The organism is Mycobacterium sp. IDR2000157661 (assembly GCF_022317005.1).
Classification (GTDB): domain Bacteria; phylum Actinomycetota; class Actinomycetes; order Mycobacteriales; family Mycobacteriaceae; genus Mycobacterium.
Map to the genome: position 1 here is coordinate 804,881 of NZ_CP081006.1, position 17,873 is coordinate 822,753.

Genomic DNA, 17,873 nt, shown 5'->3' on the forward strand with positions numbered 1-17,873 from the left:
GCGAGCGATGGCGCTTCACATCCATCGTGCGGAACGCACCGATCAGCTCGCCGACGGACTGGGTGCCCTGCTCGCCGATCCCCTGCCCGACCCCCTCGCCGAGGAACTGGTCATCGTGCCCGCCAAGGGTGTCGAGCGGTGGCTCAGCCAGCGGCTGTCGCACGTGCTCGGCCGCGGAACCGGCGGCGACGGCGTCTGCGCGGGCATCGCGTTCCGCAACCCGCGATCGCTGATCGCCGCACTCGCGGGCACCGCCCGCGGCGACGACCCGTGGTCACCCGACTCGATGGTGTGGCCGCTGATGGAGGTCATCGACGAGAACTGCACCCAGGACTGGTGCAAGACCCTGGCCACCCATCTGGGGCACTTCGAAGCCGGCGAGGAGAAGGAGCTGCGCCAGGGCCGCCGTTACGCCGTCGCGCGGCGGCTGGCCGGCCTGTTCGCCTCCTATGCCCGGCAGCGGCCCCAACTGCTCGTCGACTGGGAGAACGATGTAGTCGGCGACGTCGCCCCGGACCTGCGGTGGCAGCCGCCGCTGTGGCGGGCCCTCATCGACCGCATGGGCGCCGACACCCCCCACATTCGCCACGCGAAAGCCGTTGCGCGTCTGCAGGAGTCGCCCACCGAGCTGCCCGCACGCCTCTCGCTGTTCGGCTACACCCGGCTGCCCGGCACCGAGATCGAACTGCTCGACGCGCTGTCCACCCACCACGACCTGCACCTGTGGCTGCCCCATCCCAGCGACCACGTGTGGCAGCGACTCAACGGCGTCACCGGTCAGATTCCCCGCCGCGTGGACACGTCACATCGCCAGGTCGGCCATCCGCTGCTGGCCACCCTGGGCCGCGACCTTCGCGAACTGCAGCGCGGCCTGCCCGCCGCCCGGGCCACCGACGAGTACCTGGGCGGCACCGGCTATCCGGCAACGCTGCTCGGCTGGCTGCAATCCGACATCGCTGCCGACGCGCTGAGGCCGGCCGGTCGCGTGCTCGCCGAGGGCGACCGCTCGGTGCAGGTGCACTCCTGCCACGGCCCCGCCCGCCAGATCGACGTCCTGCGGGAGGTGCTGCTCGGCCTGCTCGCCGACGACCCGACACTGGAACCGCGCGACATCCTCGTGATGTGCCCCGATATCGAAACCTACGCACCGCTGATCGTCGCGGGCTTCGGCCTCGGCGACGTGATCAAGGGCGTCCACCCCGCGCACCGGCTGCGCGTCAAGCTCGCCGACCGTGCGCTGACCCAGACCAATCCGCTGCTCGGTGTCGCGTCGCAGTTGCTGACGCTGGCCGCCGGCCGTGCCACCGCCAGCGAGGTGCTCAACCTCGCGCAGGCCGGGCCGGTGCGGGCCCGCTTCGGCTTCACCGACGACAACCTCGAAGACATCACCCGCTGGGTGCGCCAGGCCAACATCCGGTGGGGCTTCGACGCCGACCATCGCGCGCCGTATCGCGTCGACTTCATCCAGAACACCTGGCGGTTCGGCATCGACCGGGTGCTGGCCGGGGTGGCCATGTCCGACGACTCGCACGCGTGGATCGACAAGACCCTGCCGCTCGACGACGTCAGCAGCAACCGCGTGGACCTGGCGGGTCAGTTGGCCGAGTACGTCGACCGCCTACAGCGCACCGTCCGGACGCTGACGGGCACCCGGCCGCTGCATCAGTGGCTCGACTCGCTGGCTCGCGGCGTCGAGTTGCTGACCCGGGTGGGCGACGACGACGCCTGGCAGACAAGCCAACTCGAGCGCGAGTTCGCCGACGTGCTGGCCGGCGCGGCTGCGCGCACCGACACCGAGATGCGACTGCCCGACGTGCGCGCGCTGCTGGACCGCCACCTGGCGGGCCGGCCCACACGCGCCAACTTCCGCACCGGCACGTTGACGGTGTGCACGATGGTGCCGATGCGGTCGGTGCCGCACCGGGTCGTCTGCCTGGTCGGGCTGGACGACGGGGTGTTCCCGCGCCTCGGCGTGGTCGACGGTGACGACGCGCTGGCCCGCGAGCCGATGACCGGTGAGCGCGACATCCGCTCCGAGGACCGGCAACTGCTGCTCGACGCGATCGGCGCGGCCACCGAGACCCTGGTGATCACCTACACCGGCGCCAACGAGTACTCGGGCCAGGAACGCCCACCGGCGGTTCCGCTAGCTGAGTTGGTGGACACCCTGGACCGCACGACGGACAAGCCGGTGCACGATACGGTCGTCGTCAAGCATCCGCTGCAGCCGTTCGACACCCGAAACGTGCTGCCCGGCAGGCTGGTCTCCGACGTATCGTTCTCCTTCGACCCGAGCGTCGAGCGGGCGGCGCGCGCGCGTCTCGGTGAGCGCGCAGCGCGGCCGAACTTCATCAGCGGGCCGCTGCCCGCTCCCCCACCCGACGACGTCAACCTCGCCGACCTCGTCGCGTTCTTCCGCGATCCGGTCAAGGGGTTCTTCCGCGCCATGGACTACACGTTGCCGTGGGAGGTCGACGGCGTGGCCGACGCGATGCCCGTCGACATCAACGCGCTCGAAGAGTGGACGGTCGGCGAGCGCATGCTCACCGACATGCTGCGCGGCATGGACCCCGACCAGGCCCGGCACGCCGAGTGGCGACGCGGCACACTGCCGCCAGGAAACCTCGGGTGGCGCAAGTCCAAGGAGCTCTGCGACCAGGCCACCGAGATCGCCACGGCCGCCGCGCCGTATCGCGGAGCCGAACCCGAAGCCGTCGACGTCGACATCGACCTCGGCGGGCGGCGGCTCACCGGTACCGTCGCGCCCTTCTTCGGTGATCGGCTGCTGTCGGTGACTTATTCGAAGCTCGACGGTCGACACCTGCTGCAGCCCTGGATCCCGTTGCTGGCCTTGTTCGCTGACGACCCCAGCCGCAACTTCACGGCGGTCTGCATCGGCAGGCCCAGGCGGGGCACCACGCCGCGGGTGGAGGTGATCGGCCGGCCCGAGGCGTCGCCGACCGCGCTGCTGGCCGATCTCGTCGCGATGTACGACGAGGGCCGCAGACGACCCCTGCCGTTGCCGGTGAAGACGTCCTATGCCTGGGCTGAAGCCGTCCACAGTCACGGCGACCCCGACCGCCTCGCCGGTTACAAGTGGCGCAGCAGCGACTACTACCCCGGCGAAGATGCGGACAAGGCATACGTACTCGCGTTCGGGCCGGGCACCTGGCTGAAGCATCTCGTCGAGCGGGGGCTCGACACCTACGCGAACCGGCTGTGGTCGCCGATGCTGCGGGCGATGGAGACCTGATGCGGCCCTTCGACCTACGCGGCGATCTGCCCGCCGAACGCAAGACCACCGTGCTGGAGGCCAGCGCCGGAACCGGTAAGACGTTCGCGCTGGCCGGTCTGGTCACTCGCTACCTCGCCGAGGGTGCGGCGACGCTCGACCAGATGCTGCTGATCACGTTCAGCCGAGCGGCCAGTCAGGAACTGCGTGACCGGGTGCGCAGGCAGATCGTCGACGCCGTACGGGCTTTCGACGACCCGCAGGCGGCCGGTGACAACCAGGTCATCGAGCACCTGCTGACCGGAACGGCCGACGAGCGCGCCGCCCGCCACCGCAACCTGCGCGACGCGTTGGCCGGCTTCGACGCCGCCACCATCGCCACCACGCACCAGTTCTGCCAGCTGGTGCTGCGGTCGTTGGGCGTGGCCGGTGACACCGACAGCGGGGTGACACTGGTCGAGAGCCTCGACGAGGTCATCACCGAGATCGTCGACGACCTCTACCTGCGCCACTTCGGCCGCGAGCGCGAGCAGCCGCTGCTGGCCTACCGCGAAGCGCTGCGCCTGGCCCGTGAGGTCGTCAACCATCCGGCGACCGAATTGCGTCCGAAGGACCCGGATCCGGATTCGCGCGCCGCGGTGTGCCTTTCGTTCGCCGAAGACGTGCTGTCCGAGCTCGAGACACGGAAGCGACGCCGAGGCATCCTCGGTTACGACGATCTGCTGGTGCGTCTGGCCGACGCCTTGGAGTCCGACGACTCCGCCGCGCAGGTGCGCATGCATCAGCGGTGGCCCATCGTGATGGTCGACGAGTTCCAGGACACCGATCCGGTGCAGTGGCGCGTCATCGACCGCGCGTTCACCGGCCGCTCGACCCTCGTCCTCATCGGCGACCCGAAGCAAGCCATCTACGCCTTCCGCGGGGGCGACATCGTCACCTACCTGTCGGCCGCCGAGACCGCCGACGCGCAGATGACGTTGGACACCAACTGGCGCAGCGACGAAGCGCTGGTGACCCGACTGCAGGCGGTGCTGCGCGGGGCGCAACTCGGCCACCCGCGCATCGTCGTCCACGACGTCGCGGCACGCCACACCGGCACCCGGTTGGCGGGCGCACCGTGTGCCGAACCGTTTCGGCTGCGGGTGGTGCGCCGGGAACCGTTCGGCCGCAGCGGTACTGCGCCGATCTTCATCGACCAACTGCGTACCCACATCCCTAGGGATCTGGCGGCAGACATCGGTGCGCTGGTGCGTTCGGGCGCCACCTTCGACGGCGAGCCGCTTCGGGAGGGCCACATCGCGGTGATCGTCGAGAAGCACCGCGACGCCAGGGTCTGCTATCAGGCGCTCTGCGACGCGGGCATTCCGGCGGTCTACACCGGCGACTCCGACATCTTCAACTCCGACGCTGCCGAGGACTGGCTTGCGCTGCTCGAGGCGTTCGACCAGCCGCACCGCCCCGGCGTCGTGCGGGCCGCGGCGGCGACGATGTTCTTCGGCGAGACCGCCGAGTCGCTGGTCGCAGGCGGCGACGAGTTGACCGACCGCGTCGCAAAGACGTTGCGCGAGTGGGCCGGTCACGCGCGCGAGCGCGGCGTCGCGGCGATCTTCGAGGCCGCTCAGCTCGCCGGGATGGCCGACCGGGTGCTGTCGTGGCAGAACGGCGACCGGTTCATGACCGACCTCGCGCACATGACACAGCTGCTGCAGGAGGCCGCGCACCGCGAGCGGTTCACGCTGCCCGCACTGCGCGATTGGCTGCGCGCCCAACGAGAGGAACGCAGCGGTGCCGCCGAACGGTTCCGCCGCCTCGACAACGATGCCGCCGCCGTACAGGTGATGACGGTGTTCGTCGCCAAGGGTTTGCAGTTCCCGGTGGTGTACCTGCCGTTCGCGTTCAACCGCAACGTCCGCGACCAGGACCTGGTGCTGTTCCACGACGGCGACACGCGGTGCCTGCACATCGGCGGCAACGACAGTCCGGACTTCACCGCGGTGGCCAAGCTCGGGCGCGCCGAGGACGCCAGCGACGACAGCCGCCTGATGTATGTGGCGATGACGCGGGCGCAGGCCCAAGTCGTCGCCTGGTGGGCGCCGTCGAAGGACGAACCCAATGGCGGGCTGTCGAGGTTGCTGCGGGGCCGGCGGCCGGGCGAGCCGATGGTGCCCGATGCCGTTGTGCCGTCGAAGGTTAGCGACGACGAGGCGATGGAGCGCCTTCGGGAGTGGGCGGCCGTCGGCGGCCCGGCCATCGAGGACTCGGTGCTGGTGCCCGTTCCGGCACGGGCCCCGGCGGAGGTGCCGCCCGAGGTCACTGCCCGCCACTTCCACCGGTCGATCGACACGGCGTGGCGCCGGACGTCCTACAGCGGGCTGATCCGGGTGGCCGAGACCACACCGGTGAGCAGCGAGCCCGAGCTCGTCGAGCTCGACGACGAGGTGGCGGAGGTGCCGGTGGTGTCGTCGCCCGCGGGTGAGGACGTGCCGTCGCCGATGGCCGATCTGCCGACCGGCGCGAAGTTCGGCACGCTGGTGCACGCCGTGCTGGAGAGCGCCGATCCGTTCGCCACCGACCTGGCGACCGAACTCGAGGCCCACATTCGCGAGCACTCGCTGTGGTGGCCGGTCGACGTGGCGCCCGCCGACCTGGCGGCGGCGATGGTCCCGATGCATGACACCCCGCTGGGGCCGTTGGCCGACAACGTGACCCTTCGCCAGATCGGGCTTGCGGACCGGTTGCGTGAAATGGAGTTCGAATTCCCCTTGGCCGGCGGTGATCTGAGCGCATCGGCACCCGACACCCGGTTGGCGCATGTCGGCGAACTGCTGCGTGGCCACCTGGCTGCCGATGACCCGCTCGCCTCGTACGCAGAGCGGCTGACCGGCGCGGCCCTCGGCGGGCAGCCGCTCAAGGGCTATCTCACCGGCTCGGTGGACGTGGTGCTGCGCGTCGGCGGGAAGTACATTGTCGCCGACTATAAGACGAACTGGCTCGGTGACACCGGCCGGCCCTTGACCGCCGCCGACTATGCCGCCCCACGGCTGGCCGAGGCGATGCTGCACTCCGACTATCCGCTGCAGGCGTTGCTGTACAGCGTTGTGCTGCACCGTTTCCTGCGGTGGCGGCTGCCCGGCTACTCGCCGGATCAGCACCTGGGCGGTGTTCTGTATCTGTTCCTGCGCGGGATGTGCGGCGCGGCCACCCCGGCGGTGGACGGCCACCCGGCGGGTGTATTCGGCTGGCGGCCGCCGCCGTCGCTGATCACCGCGATGTCGGATCTGCTGGACGCGGGCAGGAGCGCGGCGTGACGAGCGTGGAGTGGCGGCGGGCGGTCGGCGCCTCCGGACTGGTACGCACCTTCTCCGAGGCGGAGGTGCTCGACGCAGCCGATGTCCATGTGGCCCAACGACTCGGCGAGCTGGCCGGTGGGGTGGATGAGGCCGTCGCGCTGGCGGTGGCGCTGGTGGTGCGTGCGGTGCGCGGCGGGTCGGTCTGCCTCGATCTGCGGTCGGCCCAACGGCAGGTGGGTGTCGACGGCCTGCCGTGGCCGGCGGTCGACGAATGGCTGGCGGCGATCCGGTCGAGCAAGCTGGCCGGCTCGCCACCGGTGCTGCGCATCGACGGGGACCTGCTGTACCTGGACCGGTACTGGCTCGAAGAGCAACAGGTGTGCGCGGACATCCTGGCGATGGTCGCCGCGACACCGCTCGGGTCGACCCCGACCATCGACCGGTTGTTCCCGCCGGGCTTCGAGGAACAGCGGGCCGCCGCCGAAGTCGCCCTCTCCCAAGGCTTGACGGTTCTCACCGGCGGCCCGGGAACGGGCAAGACCACCACCGTGGCACGACTGCTGGCGTTGCTCGCGGCCACCACACCGGGTACCCGGTTGCGCATCGCGTTGGCCGCGCCGACGGGCAAGGCGGCGGCCCGGCTGCAGGAGGCGGTGCAGATCGAGGTCGGCAAGCTCGACGGGGCCGACCGGCAGGCGCTGGCCGACCTGCACGCGACCACCCTGCACCGGCTGCTGGGCCCGCGACCCGACACGTCGGCCCGGTTCCGGCACCATCGGGGAAATCGCCTGCCGCACGACGTCATCGTCGTCGACGAGACCTCAATGGTGTCGCTGACGCTGATGGCGCGCCTGCTCGAGGCGGTGCGGCCGGACGCCCGGCTGTTGCTCGTCGGCGACCCCGACCAGCTGGCGTCCGTGGAGGCGGGCGCGGTGCTCGCGGACCTGGTCGACGGGCTCGGTGCGGGTCGGATCGCCGAGTTGCGGACCTCGCACCGGTTCGGTGCGGCAATCGGCGAGCTGGCGGCCGCGGTCCGGGCCGGCGACGCCGACCGTGTCGTCGAGGTGCTGCGCGCCGGCGGTGACAGCATCGAGTGGATCGACACCGACGAACCCGCCGACCCGTTGCGGAAAGTGCTGCTGCCGTTGGCTGTCGAGCTGCGCCAGGCGGCCGTCCTCGACAACCGTCGGGAAGCGCTGGCCACCCTCGACAAGCATCGGTTGTTGTGCGCGCACCGCCGCGGGCCCTTCGGAGTGCGCTACTGGAACCATCAGGTCGAGCGGTGGCTGGCCGAGGCGACCGGTGAGCCGGTCTGGTCGACCTGGTATCCCGGCCGCCCGGTCCTGTTGACCGCCAACGACTACGGGCTGGGCCTCTACAACGGCGACACCGGCGTGACGCTGCTGCGCGACGGCGTTCTGCGGGCGAGCATCGCGGGCAGCGGAGAACTGGAGTTCGCGACGAGCCGACTCTCCGACGTCGAGACCATGCACGCCATGACGATCCACAAGAGCCAGGGCAGTCAGGCCGAGGAGGTCACCGTGCTGCTGCCCACCGAGGATTCGCGATTGCTGACGCGCGAACTGCTGTATACCGCGGTGACGAGGGCCAAGCGCCGGGTCCGCGTCATCGGCACCGAGGCCGCCGTGCGCGCCGCGACCGAGCGCCGGGTGGTGCGCGCGAGCGGGCTGGCCCGCCGGCTTTCCCGTTGACTCTGCGCCCAGGGCGCGATTCATCCACAGGTTCGCGCCGTAGACGCAGAGTCAACGCAAAGGTGTCGGGAATGTCGGAGGTGTCGGCCAGTCTGCCGCCATGGAGCCGATCCATGGACCCTTCATCGGCAGCGAGGCGCTGGCGGCCGGCGCGCTGAACCGATACCACCTGCGCCGCCACCACCGGGCGATCATGCCGAACGTCTACCTCGACAACCGCGTGGAACCGACGCTGTACGACCGAACGGTCGCGGCATGGTTATGGTCGGGTCGCCAGGCCGTCGTCGCCGGCCTGGCCGCCGCGGCGATCCACGGCGCGAAATGGGTCGACGACGACACACCGGTCGAATTGATCTGGCGCAACGGACGATCGCCGACCGGCGTCGTCACCCGCGACGACCTCCTGCTGCCCGACGAGTACCGGCGCTACGACGGCCTACCCGTTACCACGCCGGAGCGCACCGCGTTCGACTTGGGCAGACGCGCCAAGATCGGCACGGCCGTCGCGCGGCTCGACGCTCTCGCAGCGGCAACAGGATTCAAGGTGAATGACGTCGAGCCCATCGCCGCCGTGCACCGCCACACTCGCGGACTGCGCCAACTCGAACGGGCCCTTGACCTGATGGACCCGGGCGCGCAGTCACCGAAGGAGACCTGGTTGCGGCTGCTGGCGATCGGCGAGGGATACCCGCGGCCGTGTACACAGATTCCGGTGTTGGGTCCGGATGGCTGGCCGCTGTACTACCTCGACATGGGTTGGGAGGACATCAGACTTGCTTTGGAGTATGACGGCGGGCAGCACTGGGACGACGCCAAGCGGGTCGCCTACGACATCAAACGCGCCGAATACCTCGCTGGCGTCGGTTGGACCGTCGTACGCGTGACGAAGGGGCACCGTGCCGCCGACGTTCGGGCCCGACTGCGACGGGCCTGGGAGCGATCCACCCGTTGACTCTGCGTCCAGGGCCCGATTCTCTCGCACTTCCGCGCCCTCAACGCAGAGTCAGCGCCGCAAGACCGGGGGACGGAGCCGACCGACGTCGACAAGGCGCTGCTGGGTTCTGCGACCTACCGCAGTCTCGGCGAACAGCGACTCTCGCCCAAGGAGGAGCGGTTCGAGAAGGGCAGACGCACGGTCGGACTGTTCCTGGCACCACTGCTCGCGGTGGTCATGCTGGTACTGCCGCTCGACATCCCCCGCGAACAACAGGTGCTGGCCGCCGTGTTGCTCGGCGTCATCGCGCTGTGGATCACCGAGGCGGTGCCCATCCCCATCGGTGGCCTGCTCGGTGTCGCCGTCGCCGTGTTCCTCGGAGTGGCCCCGGTCGACGACGTCCTCGGCCCCTTCGGGTCGTCGACGATCTTCACGTTCATCGGCGCGTTCATCCTCGCCCAGGCGATGCTCAAACACGCTCTGGCGCGGCGGTTCGCGTTTCGCATCCTGTCGCTGCCGCGCGCCGGCGGGTCCACCACCGGCGTGATCCTCGCGTTCGGCGCGATCACCGCGCTGCTGTCGGCGTTCGTGTCCAACACCGCGACGGTGGCCATGCTGCTGCCGACCGCCATGGGCATCCTCGGTGTGATCGCCAAGATGATGCAGCGCCGCGGCGATGTCGAACCCGACTTCGACCCGCGACGGCTGCGGGTCGGCACGGCGCTGATGCTGATGCTGCTGCTGGCCTTGATCCTGATCCGGCTCAACAAACCCGAGATCAGCAGGATCGAAGGCGTCGAGGAGTACGTGGCCGGCGAGCGCGAGAAGCTGGGCAAGCTCACCCGGGCCGAGAAGAACACGCTCATCGCGTTCGGCGTGACGGTGACCCTGTGGCTGCTGCCGGGCATCTTCGCGTTGGTCACCGGCACCGATTCGACCACATACGAATTCGTCAGCGACCGCCTCGACGAAGGTGTGGTCGCGGTGTTCGGCGCCTCGCTGCTGTTCCTGTTGCCGACCGACTGGCCGCAGCGCGAGTTCACGCTGCGGTGGCGCGATGCCTCCGAGATCGACTGGGGCACAATCATTCTGTTCGGCACCGGCATCATCTTCGGTTCGCTGATCTCGAGCACCGGACTGGCCGAGACCATCGGCACCTCCGTCGACGACGCGCTCGGCCTATCCAGCGTCGTGCCGATCACGATATTCGCAGTGCTGCTGGCGATCATCGTGTCGGAGACGACCTCGAACACCGCGTCGGCCGCGGTGGTGGTGCCGATCGTGATACCGGTGGCGGTGGCCGCCGGGGTCAACCCGTTCGTGCCCGCATCGGCGGCGACCTTCGCCGCGTCGTTCGGGTTCATGCTGCCGGTGTCGACGCCGCAGAACGCCATCGTCGACGGGTCCGGCGTCGTGCCGATCACCAAGATGATCCGCTCGGGCATCACCTTCGACATCGCCGGGGCGATCCTGATCATCCTCCTGTTGCCGATCATGGTCGGCCTGCTGGGCCTGGGCTCGTGAGCGAAGCTTGCGAGCGAACGGTGAACAGATGACGAGCATCGCCGTCATCCCCGGCGACGGAATCGGTGGCGAAGTCATCGATTCGGCCCGCGCGGTGCTCGACGCCGTCGCCTCCCGACACGGAATCTCGTTGTCCTACACAGAGTTCGACTGGTCCTGCCTGCGCTACGACCGCGAGGGAACGATGATGCCCGCCGGCGGCGTCGAGAGCCCGCTGCGGCAGTTCGACGCGATCCTGCTGGGCGCCGTCGGCTGGCCTGGCGTGCCGGACCACGTGTCGCTGTGGGGGCTGCTGATCCCGATTCGCCGAGAGTTCCGCCAGTACGTGAATTTGCGGCCGATCCGGGTGTTCGACGGCGTCGAGAGCCCGCTGCGCACCGTCGACGACGTCGACTTCCGTGGTGGTGCGCGTGAACGTCGAGGGTGAGTACAGCGAGATCGGCGGGCGGCTGAACCGCGGCTTCCCCGACGAGATGGCCGTGCAGGAGTCGGTGTTCACCCGCGTCGGGGTGAGCCGCATCGCCGACTATGCATTCGAATTGGCGCGCAGCCGCCGCGGATACGTGACATCGGCGACCAAGTCGAACGGGATCGTGCACACGCTGCCGTTCTGGGACCAGGTGGTCGCCGAACGGGCCGGGCAGTTCCCGGATGTGCGGTGGGACAGCGAGCACATCGACGCCCTGGCGGCGAAGTTCGTGTTGGCACCACAGCGGTTCGACATCGCCGGGCAGGGTATCGCGAACCCGGTCGGTGCGGTGTGGTCGGCGGCGCTCATGCTCGAACACCTGGGCCACCGGGCAGCCGCGGACGACGTGATGGCCGCGATCGAGGCGACGCTGGCCGATCCGCAGACCCGCACCGGCGACCTGGGTGGCCGGGCGTCGACGGCCCAGGTGACCGAGTCCCTCGTCGCACGCCTGCGGTAGCGCGGCCGCGGCGCGGGGGGGCGAAAATCAGTGCACCGGGGTGGTTCCGGCCGGTGGTAGCGGCGGGCCGACAGACAAGGACAGTGCCGATGGGTTGCAGCTGGTGTCGAACCAGAACATCACCGTTGCCGGCGCCGACGCGGGCCTCGAGCCGGGCGAAGTCGGATATGTGACCCCACCGTCTTCACCGAAGCACTCATTCCCCGGATCGGTTGATCGCGGGCGGTTACCGTGGGGGCCGTGGCCGCCATCGACCGCACCCGCAAGATCGCCGCCACCGCGGCACAGATCTGGGACATCCTCGCCGACTTCGGCGCGCTCAGCGGTTGGGTCGACGGCGTCGACCACTCCTGCATCCTGACCGGTGACCCCGCGACCGTCGGCACCACCCGGCGCGTGCAGGTCGGCCGCAACGTTCTCGTCGAACGCATCAGCGAGTTCGACCCGCAGGTCGCGCTCGGCTACGACATCGAGGGGCTGCCGAAGCTGCTCGGCAAGGTCGGCAACCGCTGGAGCCTGGCGCCGACGAGCGGCGACCGGACACTGGTGACGATCACCAGCACCGTGGACGTCGGGCCCCGCCTCGACCAACAACTCGCCGAGCGCGTCGCGTGTCGCGTGCTGGCCCGACAGTCCGACGGGATGCTCGCCGGGCTGGCCGACCGATTGGAGAACGCCAATGTCTGACCCGCGGCCCGACATCGTCGTCATTATGACCGACGAGGAGCGGGCGATCCCGCCTTACGAGACGCCCGAGCTTCTCGACTGGCGATCACGAAAGCTGACCGGGCGCAGGTGGTTCGACGACAACGGCGTCAGCTTCGCCCGGCACTACACCGGCTCGCTGGCGTGCGTGCCGAGCCGCCCGACGATCTTCACCGGCCAGTACCCCGATCTGCACGGAGTCACGCAGACCGACGGCCTCGGCAAGAGGTACGACGACTCCCGCCTGCGCTGGCTGCGCCGCGGCGAGGTGCCCACGCTGGGCAACTGGTTGCGCGCGGCCGGGTACGACACCCATTACGACGGCAAGTGGCACATCTCGCACGCCGATCTGCCCGACGAGTCGGGACGGCCGCTGGCCACCAACGACGACGACGGCGTGATCGACCATGCGGCCGTGCAGCAGTATCTCGACGCCGATCCGCTTGAGCCGTACGGCTTTTCGGGCTGGGTCGGACCGGAGCCCCACGGCTCGGCGCTGGCCGACGCCGGCATCCGGCGTGACCCGTTGATCGCCGACCGGGTGGTGGCCTGGCTGGACGATCGCTACGCGCGCCGACGCGCCGGTGACCAAGCGGCGATGCGGCCGTTCCTGCTGGTGGCCAGCTTCGTCAACCCGCACGACATCGTGCTGTTCCCCGCATGGGCCCGGCGCAGCCCGATCCAGCCGTCGCCGCTGGATCCACCGTCGGTTCCCGCGCCGCCGACCGCCGAGGAGGATCTGTCGACGAAACCGGCGGCGCAGATCGCGTTTCGCGAGGCCTACTACTCGGGCTACGGCCCGGCGCCGGCGATCGACCGCACCTACACACGCAACGCGCAGCGCTACCGCGATCTGTACTACCGGTTGCACGCCGAGGTCGACGGCCCGATCGACCGGGTGCGCCGGATGGTGACCGAGAACGGGTCGTCCAACGCGGTGCTGGTGCGGACGGCCGACCATGGCGACCTGCTCGGCGCGCACGGCGGGCTGCACCAGAAGTGGTTCAACCTCTACGACGAGGCGACGCGGGTGCCGTTCGTCATCGCGCGCATCGGCAAGCGAGCCACCGCCGCCCGCACGGTGAGCGCCCCGACGTCGCATGTGGACCTGGTGCCGACACTGCTGGGCGCGGCCGGTGTGGACGTGGACGCGGCGGCGGCCGAACTGGCCGAGTCGTTCTCCGAGGTGCATCCGCTGCCGGGACGCGATCTGATGCCGGTGATCGACGGGGCGCCCACCGACGAATCGCGTGCGGTGTACCTGATGACGCGCGACAACGTGCTCGAGGGCGACAGTGGCGCGTCGGGTCTGGCGCGCAGGTTCGGCCGGATCGCCAACCCGCCTGCGCCGTTGCGGATCCAGGTCCCTGCACACGTCGGCTCGAACTTCGAGGGCCTGGTGGTGCGCGTCGACGAGGCGGGCGGGCAGGGACACCTGTGGAAGCTGGTGCGCACCTTCGACGATCCTGCGACGTGGACCGAGCCGGGGGTGCGCCACCTCGCGGCGAACGGGATGGGCGGCGAGACGTACCGAAGCGAACCGCTCGACGACCAGTGGGAGCTCTACGACCTGACCGCCGACCCGACCGAGGCCGTCAACCGCTGGACCGACCCGGACCTGCACGAGTTGCGCCAATACCTGCGCATGCAGCTCAAGCAGGCCCGCGCCGGCTCGGTGCCTGAGCGCCACCACCCATGGCCGTACGTGAATCGTCAGGCGCCGAGCACCCAGCCGGGGCCGGTTCGCCGGCTCGTCGGTCGAGTCGGGCAGCGGGCGTCCCGGCGGCTCCCGCACTGACGCCGAAACGACGGCCGGGCGCCCTAAACGCCGACGACCGGCGACACACGGGGTACCGTTGTCGCCGGGTTGACTCTCCAGCCTTTGCGGAAACGTCACGGTGGCGATGCCAGCTCCCCGCCGACAGGATGATCAAACCTGACGTCAGCCGCAGAAATCGGTGTGGTGTGACGAGCTGGGGATGCAGTGTCACGGCTTTACCGCGGGACGCTGCGTGGTTAGCGGCGCGCTGCCGACGGCGGCGACGACCCGCCCGGTACAGTCATGGAGCCCGAAACTCTCTACATCTCGCTCCGGCCGGGGTGAGGGATCTACTGGAGTGGACTTGAAGGAGCCTCGCTCTTCCGCAGTAGTCGTTTGCCCGACCGGGGCGGACGACGGTCGACCTCCAGCGGCTTTCGCCCCCGCCGGCGCCCCTACATCGCCTGGCGCATTACCCACACCATCTCAATACGGCGTCCCGGCGCCGAAGGCCGAAGGGTTGAAGTGAGCCTTTTTACCGAAACGATGTACCGAAACGCCCGGTGGAGCACCAACGGCATGGTGACCGGCGAGCCGGCCGTCCCGGTCCGGCACACCTGGGCAGAAGTGAACGAACGTGCCAGCAGGGTCGCCGGCGGCCTCGCCGCGGCCGGTGTCGGGCACGGCGACGCGATCGCCGTGCTGGCCGGCGCGCCGGTGGAGATCGCCCCGACGGCGCAGGGCTGCTGGATGCGTGGCGCCAGTCTGACCATGCTGCATCAACCGACCCCCCGCACGGACTTGGCGCGCTGGGCCGAGGAGACCACCGCGGTGATCAACATGATCGCGGCCAGGGCTGTCGTCGTCTCCGACCCGTTCATGGCCGTCGCGCCGGTGCTCTCCGAGCTCGGAATGACGGTGCTGACCATCGAGTCGCTGCTCGCAGGCAGCCCGGTCGAGCCGATCAGGACCGACGACGACGACGTGGCCCTGATGCAGCTGACGTCGGGTTCGACGGGGTCGCCCAAGGCGGTGCAGATCACGCACGCCAACATCGTGGCCAACGCCGAGGCCATGACCGCGGGCTGCAACTTCGACATCCACACCGACGTCATCGTGAGCTGGCTCCCGTGCTTCCACGACATGGGCATGACCGGCTACCTGACGGTGCCGATGTTCTTCGGCGCCGAACTGGTGAAGGTCACGCCGATCGACTTTCTGCGCGATACGTTGTTGTGGGCCAAGCTGATTGACAAGTACAAGGGCACCATGACCGCGGCGCCGAACTTCGCCTACAACCTGCTGGCCAAGCGGCTGCGACGCCAGGCCACCCCGGGACAGTTCGATCTGTCGTCGCTGCGGTGGGCGCTGTCGGGAGCCGAGCAGGTCGACCCGTCCGACGTCGAAGACCTCTGCGAGGCCGGAGCGCCGTTCGGGTTGCGACCCGAGGCGATCGTGCCCGCCTACGGGATGGCCGAGACGACGGTGGCCGTGTCGTTCTCCGAATGTGGCCGCGGGATGGCCGTCGACGAGGTGGACGCCGACCTGCTGGCGGTGCTGCACCGCGCCGTGCCCGCGACGAAGGGGCACACCCGTCGGCTCGTCTCGCTGGGCCGACCGTTGCAGGGCCTGGAGGTGCGGGTGGTCGACGAGGACGGCGCGGAGATGCCGGCACGCGGCGTCGGTGTCCTCGAAGTGCGCGGTGACCCGGTGACCCGGGGCTACACCACGGTGGCCGGTTTCATCCCGGCGCAGGACGAGCGGGGCTGGTACGACACCGGCGACCTCGGTTACCTGACGGAGTCGGGTGAGGTGGTGGTGTGCGGGCGGCTCAAGGACGTGATCATCATGGCGGGGCGCAACATCTATCCGACGGACATCGAGCGGGCCGCCGGCCGGGTGGCAGGCGTGCGGCCAGGTTGTGCCGTGGCCGTTCGGCTGGATGCGGGGTTGTCGCGGGAGACGTTCGCGGTGGCGGTGGAGTGCAAGAACTTCGCCGACCCCGACGAGGTGCGCCGCGTCGAGCGGCAGGTCGCTCACGAGGTGTTCGCCGAGGTCGACGTGCGGCCGCGCAACGTGGTCGTCCTGGAGCCCGGCATGATCCCCAAGACCCCGTCGGGCAAACTGCGCCGTGCCCATGCGTTGTCGCTGGTGAGCTGATACCGACGCCTCGAGGCAGCGAGTACATTCGGTACTCACGATGGATGTCTACGACGCCCAGCCCGGTCGGCGATCGGTCCCCGAAGCCGAGCTGTCCGCGGCCCAACGCGACGCCGACGAGGCTGACCTGTACGCCGGCCTGACGGGGGTGGCCGAGCTGGTCGCCGGTGCAGGGGCGATGACCGAGCTGATCGCAGAGGTGGCCGAGTTCGCGGCCCGGGCCATTCCACGGGTGGACGGGGCGGGCGTCGCCTTGTCGCAACAGCGGGACGGGTCACCGAGCATCCAGAATTGGGCGGCGACAGCCGACTTCGTCGACGAGATCGACGAAGTCCAGTACCAGGAGCTCAACGAGGGGCCCTGCATCACGGCCATGCTGTCGGGGCGCCCGGCGGTCAGCGGCTCGCTGGGTAGCGACCCGAGGTGGTCTCGGTTCAGCGGGCGGGTGGCCCGCATGGGGGTGCATTCGGCGCTGTCCCTGCCGTTGATCGTCGGCGACCGGGTGATCGGCGCCATCAACTCCTACTCCCGCGAGCGCGACGCTTTCGGAGAGCACGCCGTCGAGTTGGGGATGCGATTCGCCGGACCGGCAGCGGTGTCGGTGCACAACGGCCAGCTGCTCGAACACGCCCAAGAGCGGATGGCCCAGCTGCAGCGCGCCCTGGGCAGTCGGGCGGTGATCGACCAGGCGATCGGGATCATCCGCAGCCGTTCCGGCGCGAGCGCTGAGGAGGCGTTCGAGAGGCTCACGCGGCTCAGCCAGGCCGAGAACGTCAAGCTGCATCTGGTCGCGCAGCGGCTGGTGGACGAGGCCGTCCGCCGCGCCCGCGCCCGCGCTCGGCCCTAGTTCGCCGCGCCCGCCGCGAATTCGGAGATCGCGGCAACCACAGCGGGCCGCCGGTGCCGGTCGGTCATCAGCCGGCGAGCCACCTCGGTGAGGTGTTCGCCGTTGGCCCGCGCATAAGAGCGCAGCACGACGAAGGCGTCCTCGACGGGCACATTGAGAACCTCGCGCAGGAAACCCTTGGCCTGCTCGACCACCACCCGCCCGGCCAGCGCGGCGCGAAGCTGGGCCAGCACGGTGTAGCGGGTCGGGGCGCGTTCCTGCAACACCGCGACGCAGGCGACGTGGGCCAGCGTCTGGCCGGTGAGCAGGTCGGCGTCATCGAGTTCCCCGGGCCGGGTGCCGAACAGGCCGATTGCACCGAGCGCGGTGCCGGCCGCGCGCATCGGCACGGCGTGCACGGACGCGAACCCGGCGTCCAGCGCGGCGGGCACGAACCTCGGCCAGCGATCGGCGGCCCCGCTCAGATCGGCCACCGTGACGGGCAGCGAGGTCGCATAGCAGTCGACGCATGGACCCTCGTCGGACTGGAGTTGGAACAGTTCGAGTTCCCGGGCCCGCTCGGACGTTGCGGCCAGCACTCGCAGGCGGTCGAACGGGTCGGCGAGCAGCAGTCCCGCGGCGTCGACGTCGAGCAGTTCGGCGCAGCGGTCGGTGAGGTCGGTCAGCAGGTCTACGACGTCGTAGTCCTCGAGGAGGACGCCGACGAGGGACACCACCGCCGCCAGTGCGCGGGATTCCGGGGCTGTGTCAGTCACGCTGCCTCCATTGTGCGGTCGCGGTC

At 69.9% G+C, this 17,873-nt stretch carries 10 protein-coding genes and 1 pseudogene; 10 read left to right on the plus strand and 1 reads right to left on the minus strand.

What is annotated here, in order from left to right:
• Positions 1-7 precede the first annotated feature (7 nt).
• The 10 genes and pseudogenes from recC (at position 8) to K3G64_RS04775 (ending at position 17,092) form a co-directional block, all read left to right on the plus strand.
• The gene (gene recC, locus K3G64_RS04730; protein ID WP_238889353.1) at positions 8-3,253 is read left to right on the plus strand and encodes an exodeoxyribonuclease V subunit gamma; all 3,246 of its coding nucleotides are present in this window, start codon (positions 8-10) and stop codon (positions 3,251-3,253) included.
• On the plus strand, positions 3,253-6,540 hold the full coding sequence (gene recB / locus K3G64_RS04735; RefSeq protein WP_238889354.1) for an exodeoxyribonuclease V subunit beta: 3,288 nt from the start codon (positions 3,253-3,255) through the stop codon (positions 6,538-6,540). Before recC ends, recB begins: the two co-directional genes overlap by 1 nt.
• Before the next feature lie 38 nt (positions 6,541-6,578).
• Positions 6,579-8,234, plus strand: coding sequence for an exodeoxyribonuclease V subunit alpha (gene recD, locus K3G64_RS04740; RefSeq protein WP_370647163.1), 1,656 nt, complete (start codon positions 6,579-6,581; stop codon positions 8,232-8,234).
• 100 nt (positions 8,235-8,334) lie between these two features.
• Positions 8,335-9,186, plus strand: a complete 852-nt coding sequence (locus K3G64_RS04745; protein WP_238889355.1) for an endonuclease domain-containing protein — start codon at positions 8,335-8,337, stop codon at positions 9,184-9,186.
• Positions 9,187-9,285: 99 nt separating this feature from the next.
• Positions 9,286-10,692, plus strand: coding sequence for an SLC13 family permease (locus tag K3G64_RS04750; protein ID WP_370647164.1), 1,407 nt, complete (start codon positions 9,286-9,288; stop codon positions 10,690-10,692).
• Between the two features lie 28 nt (positions 10,693-10,720).
• A pseudogene (locus tag K3G64_RS04755) lies at positions 10,721-11,621 on the plus strand (isocitrate/isopropylmalate family dehydrogenase).
• 240 nt (positions 11,622-11,861) lie between these two features.
• Entirely contained in the window at positions 11,862-12,308 is a 447-nt protein-coding gene (locus tag K3G64_RS04760; protein WP_238889357.1) for an SRPBCC family protein, read from the plus strand.
• Positions 12,301-14,124 (plus strand): sulfatase-like hydrolase/transferase, encoded by a 1,824-nt coding sequence (locus K3G64_RS04765; RefSeq protein WP_238889358.1) that lies wholly within the window; start codon positions 12,301-12,303, stop codon positions 14,122-14,124. Before K3G64_RS04760 ends, K3G64_RS04765 begins: the two co-directional genes overlap by 8 nt.
• A 486-nt stretch (positions 14,125-14,610) precedes the next feature.
• Positions 14,611-16,245, plus strand: a complete 1,635-nt coding sequence (locus K3G64_RS04770; RefSeq protein ID WP_238889359.1) for a fatty acyl-AMP ligase — start codon at positions 14,611-14,613, stop codon at positions 16,243-16,245.
• A gap of 40 nt (positions 16,246-16,285) precedes the next feature.
• Complete coding sequence (locus K3G64_RS04775; RefSeq protein ID WP_238889360.1) at positions 16,286-17,092, plus strand: GAF and ANTAR domain-containing protein; 807 nt, start codon at positions 16,286-16,288, stop codon at positions 17,090-17,092.
• Here K3G64_RS04775 and K3G64_RS04780 read toward each other — a convergent pair.
• The gene (locus K3G64_RS04780; protein ID WP_238889362.1) at positions 17,089-17,847 is read right to left on the minus strand and encodes a GAF and ANTAR domain-containing protein; all 759 of its coding nucleotides are present in this window, start codon (positions 17,845-17,847) and stop codon (positions 17,089-17,091) included. The genes K3G64_RS04775 and K3G64_RS04780 overlap by 4 nt on opposite strands.
• Positions 17,848-17,873: the final 26 nt, after the last annotated feature.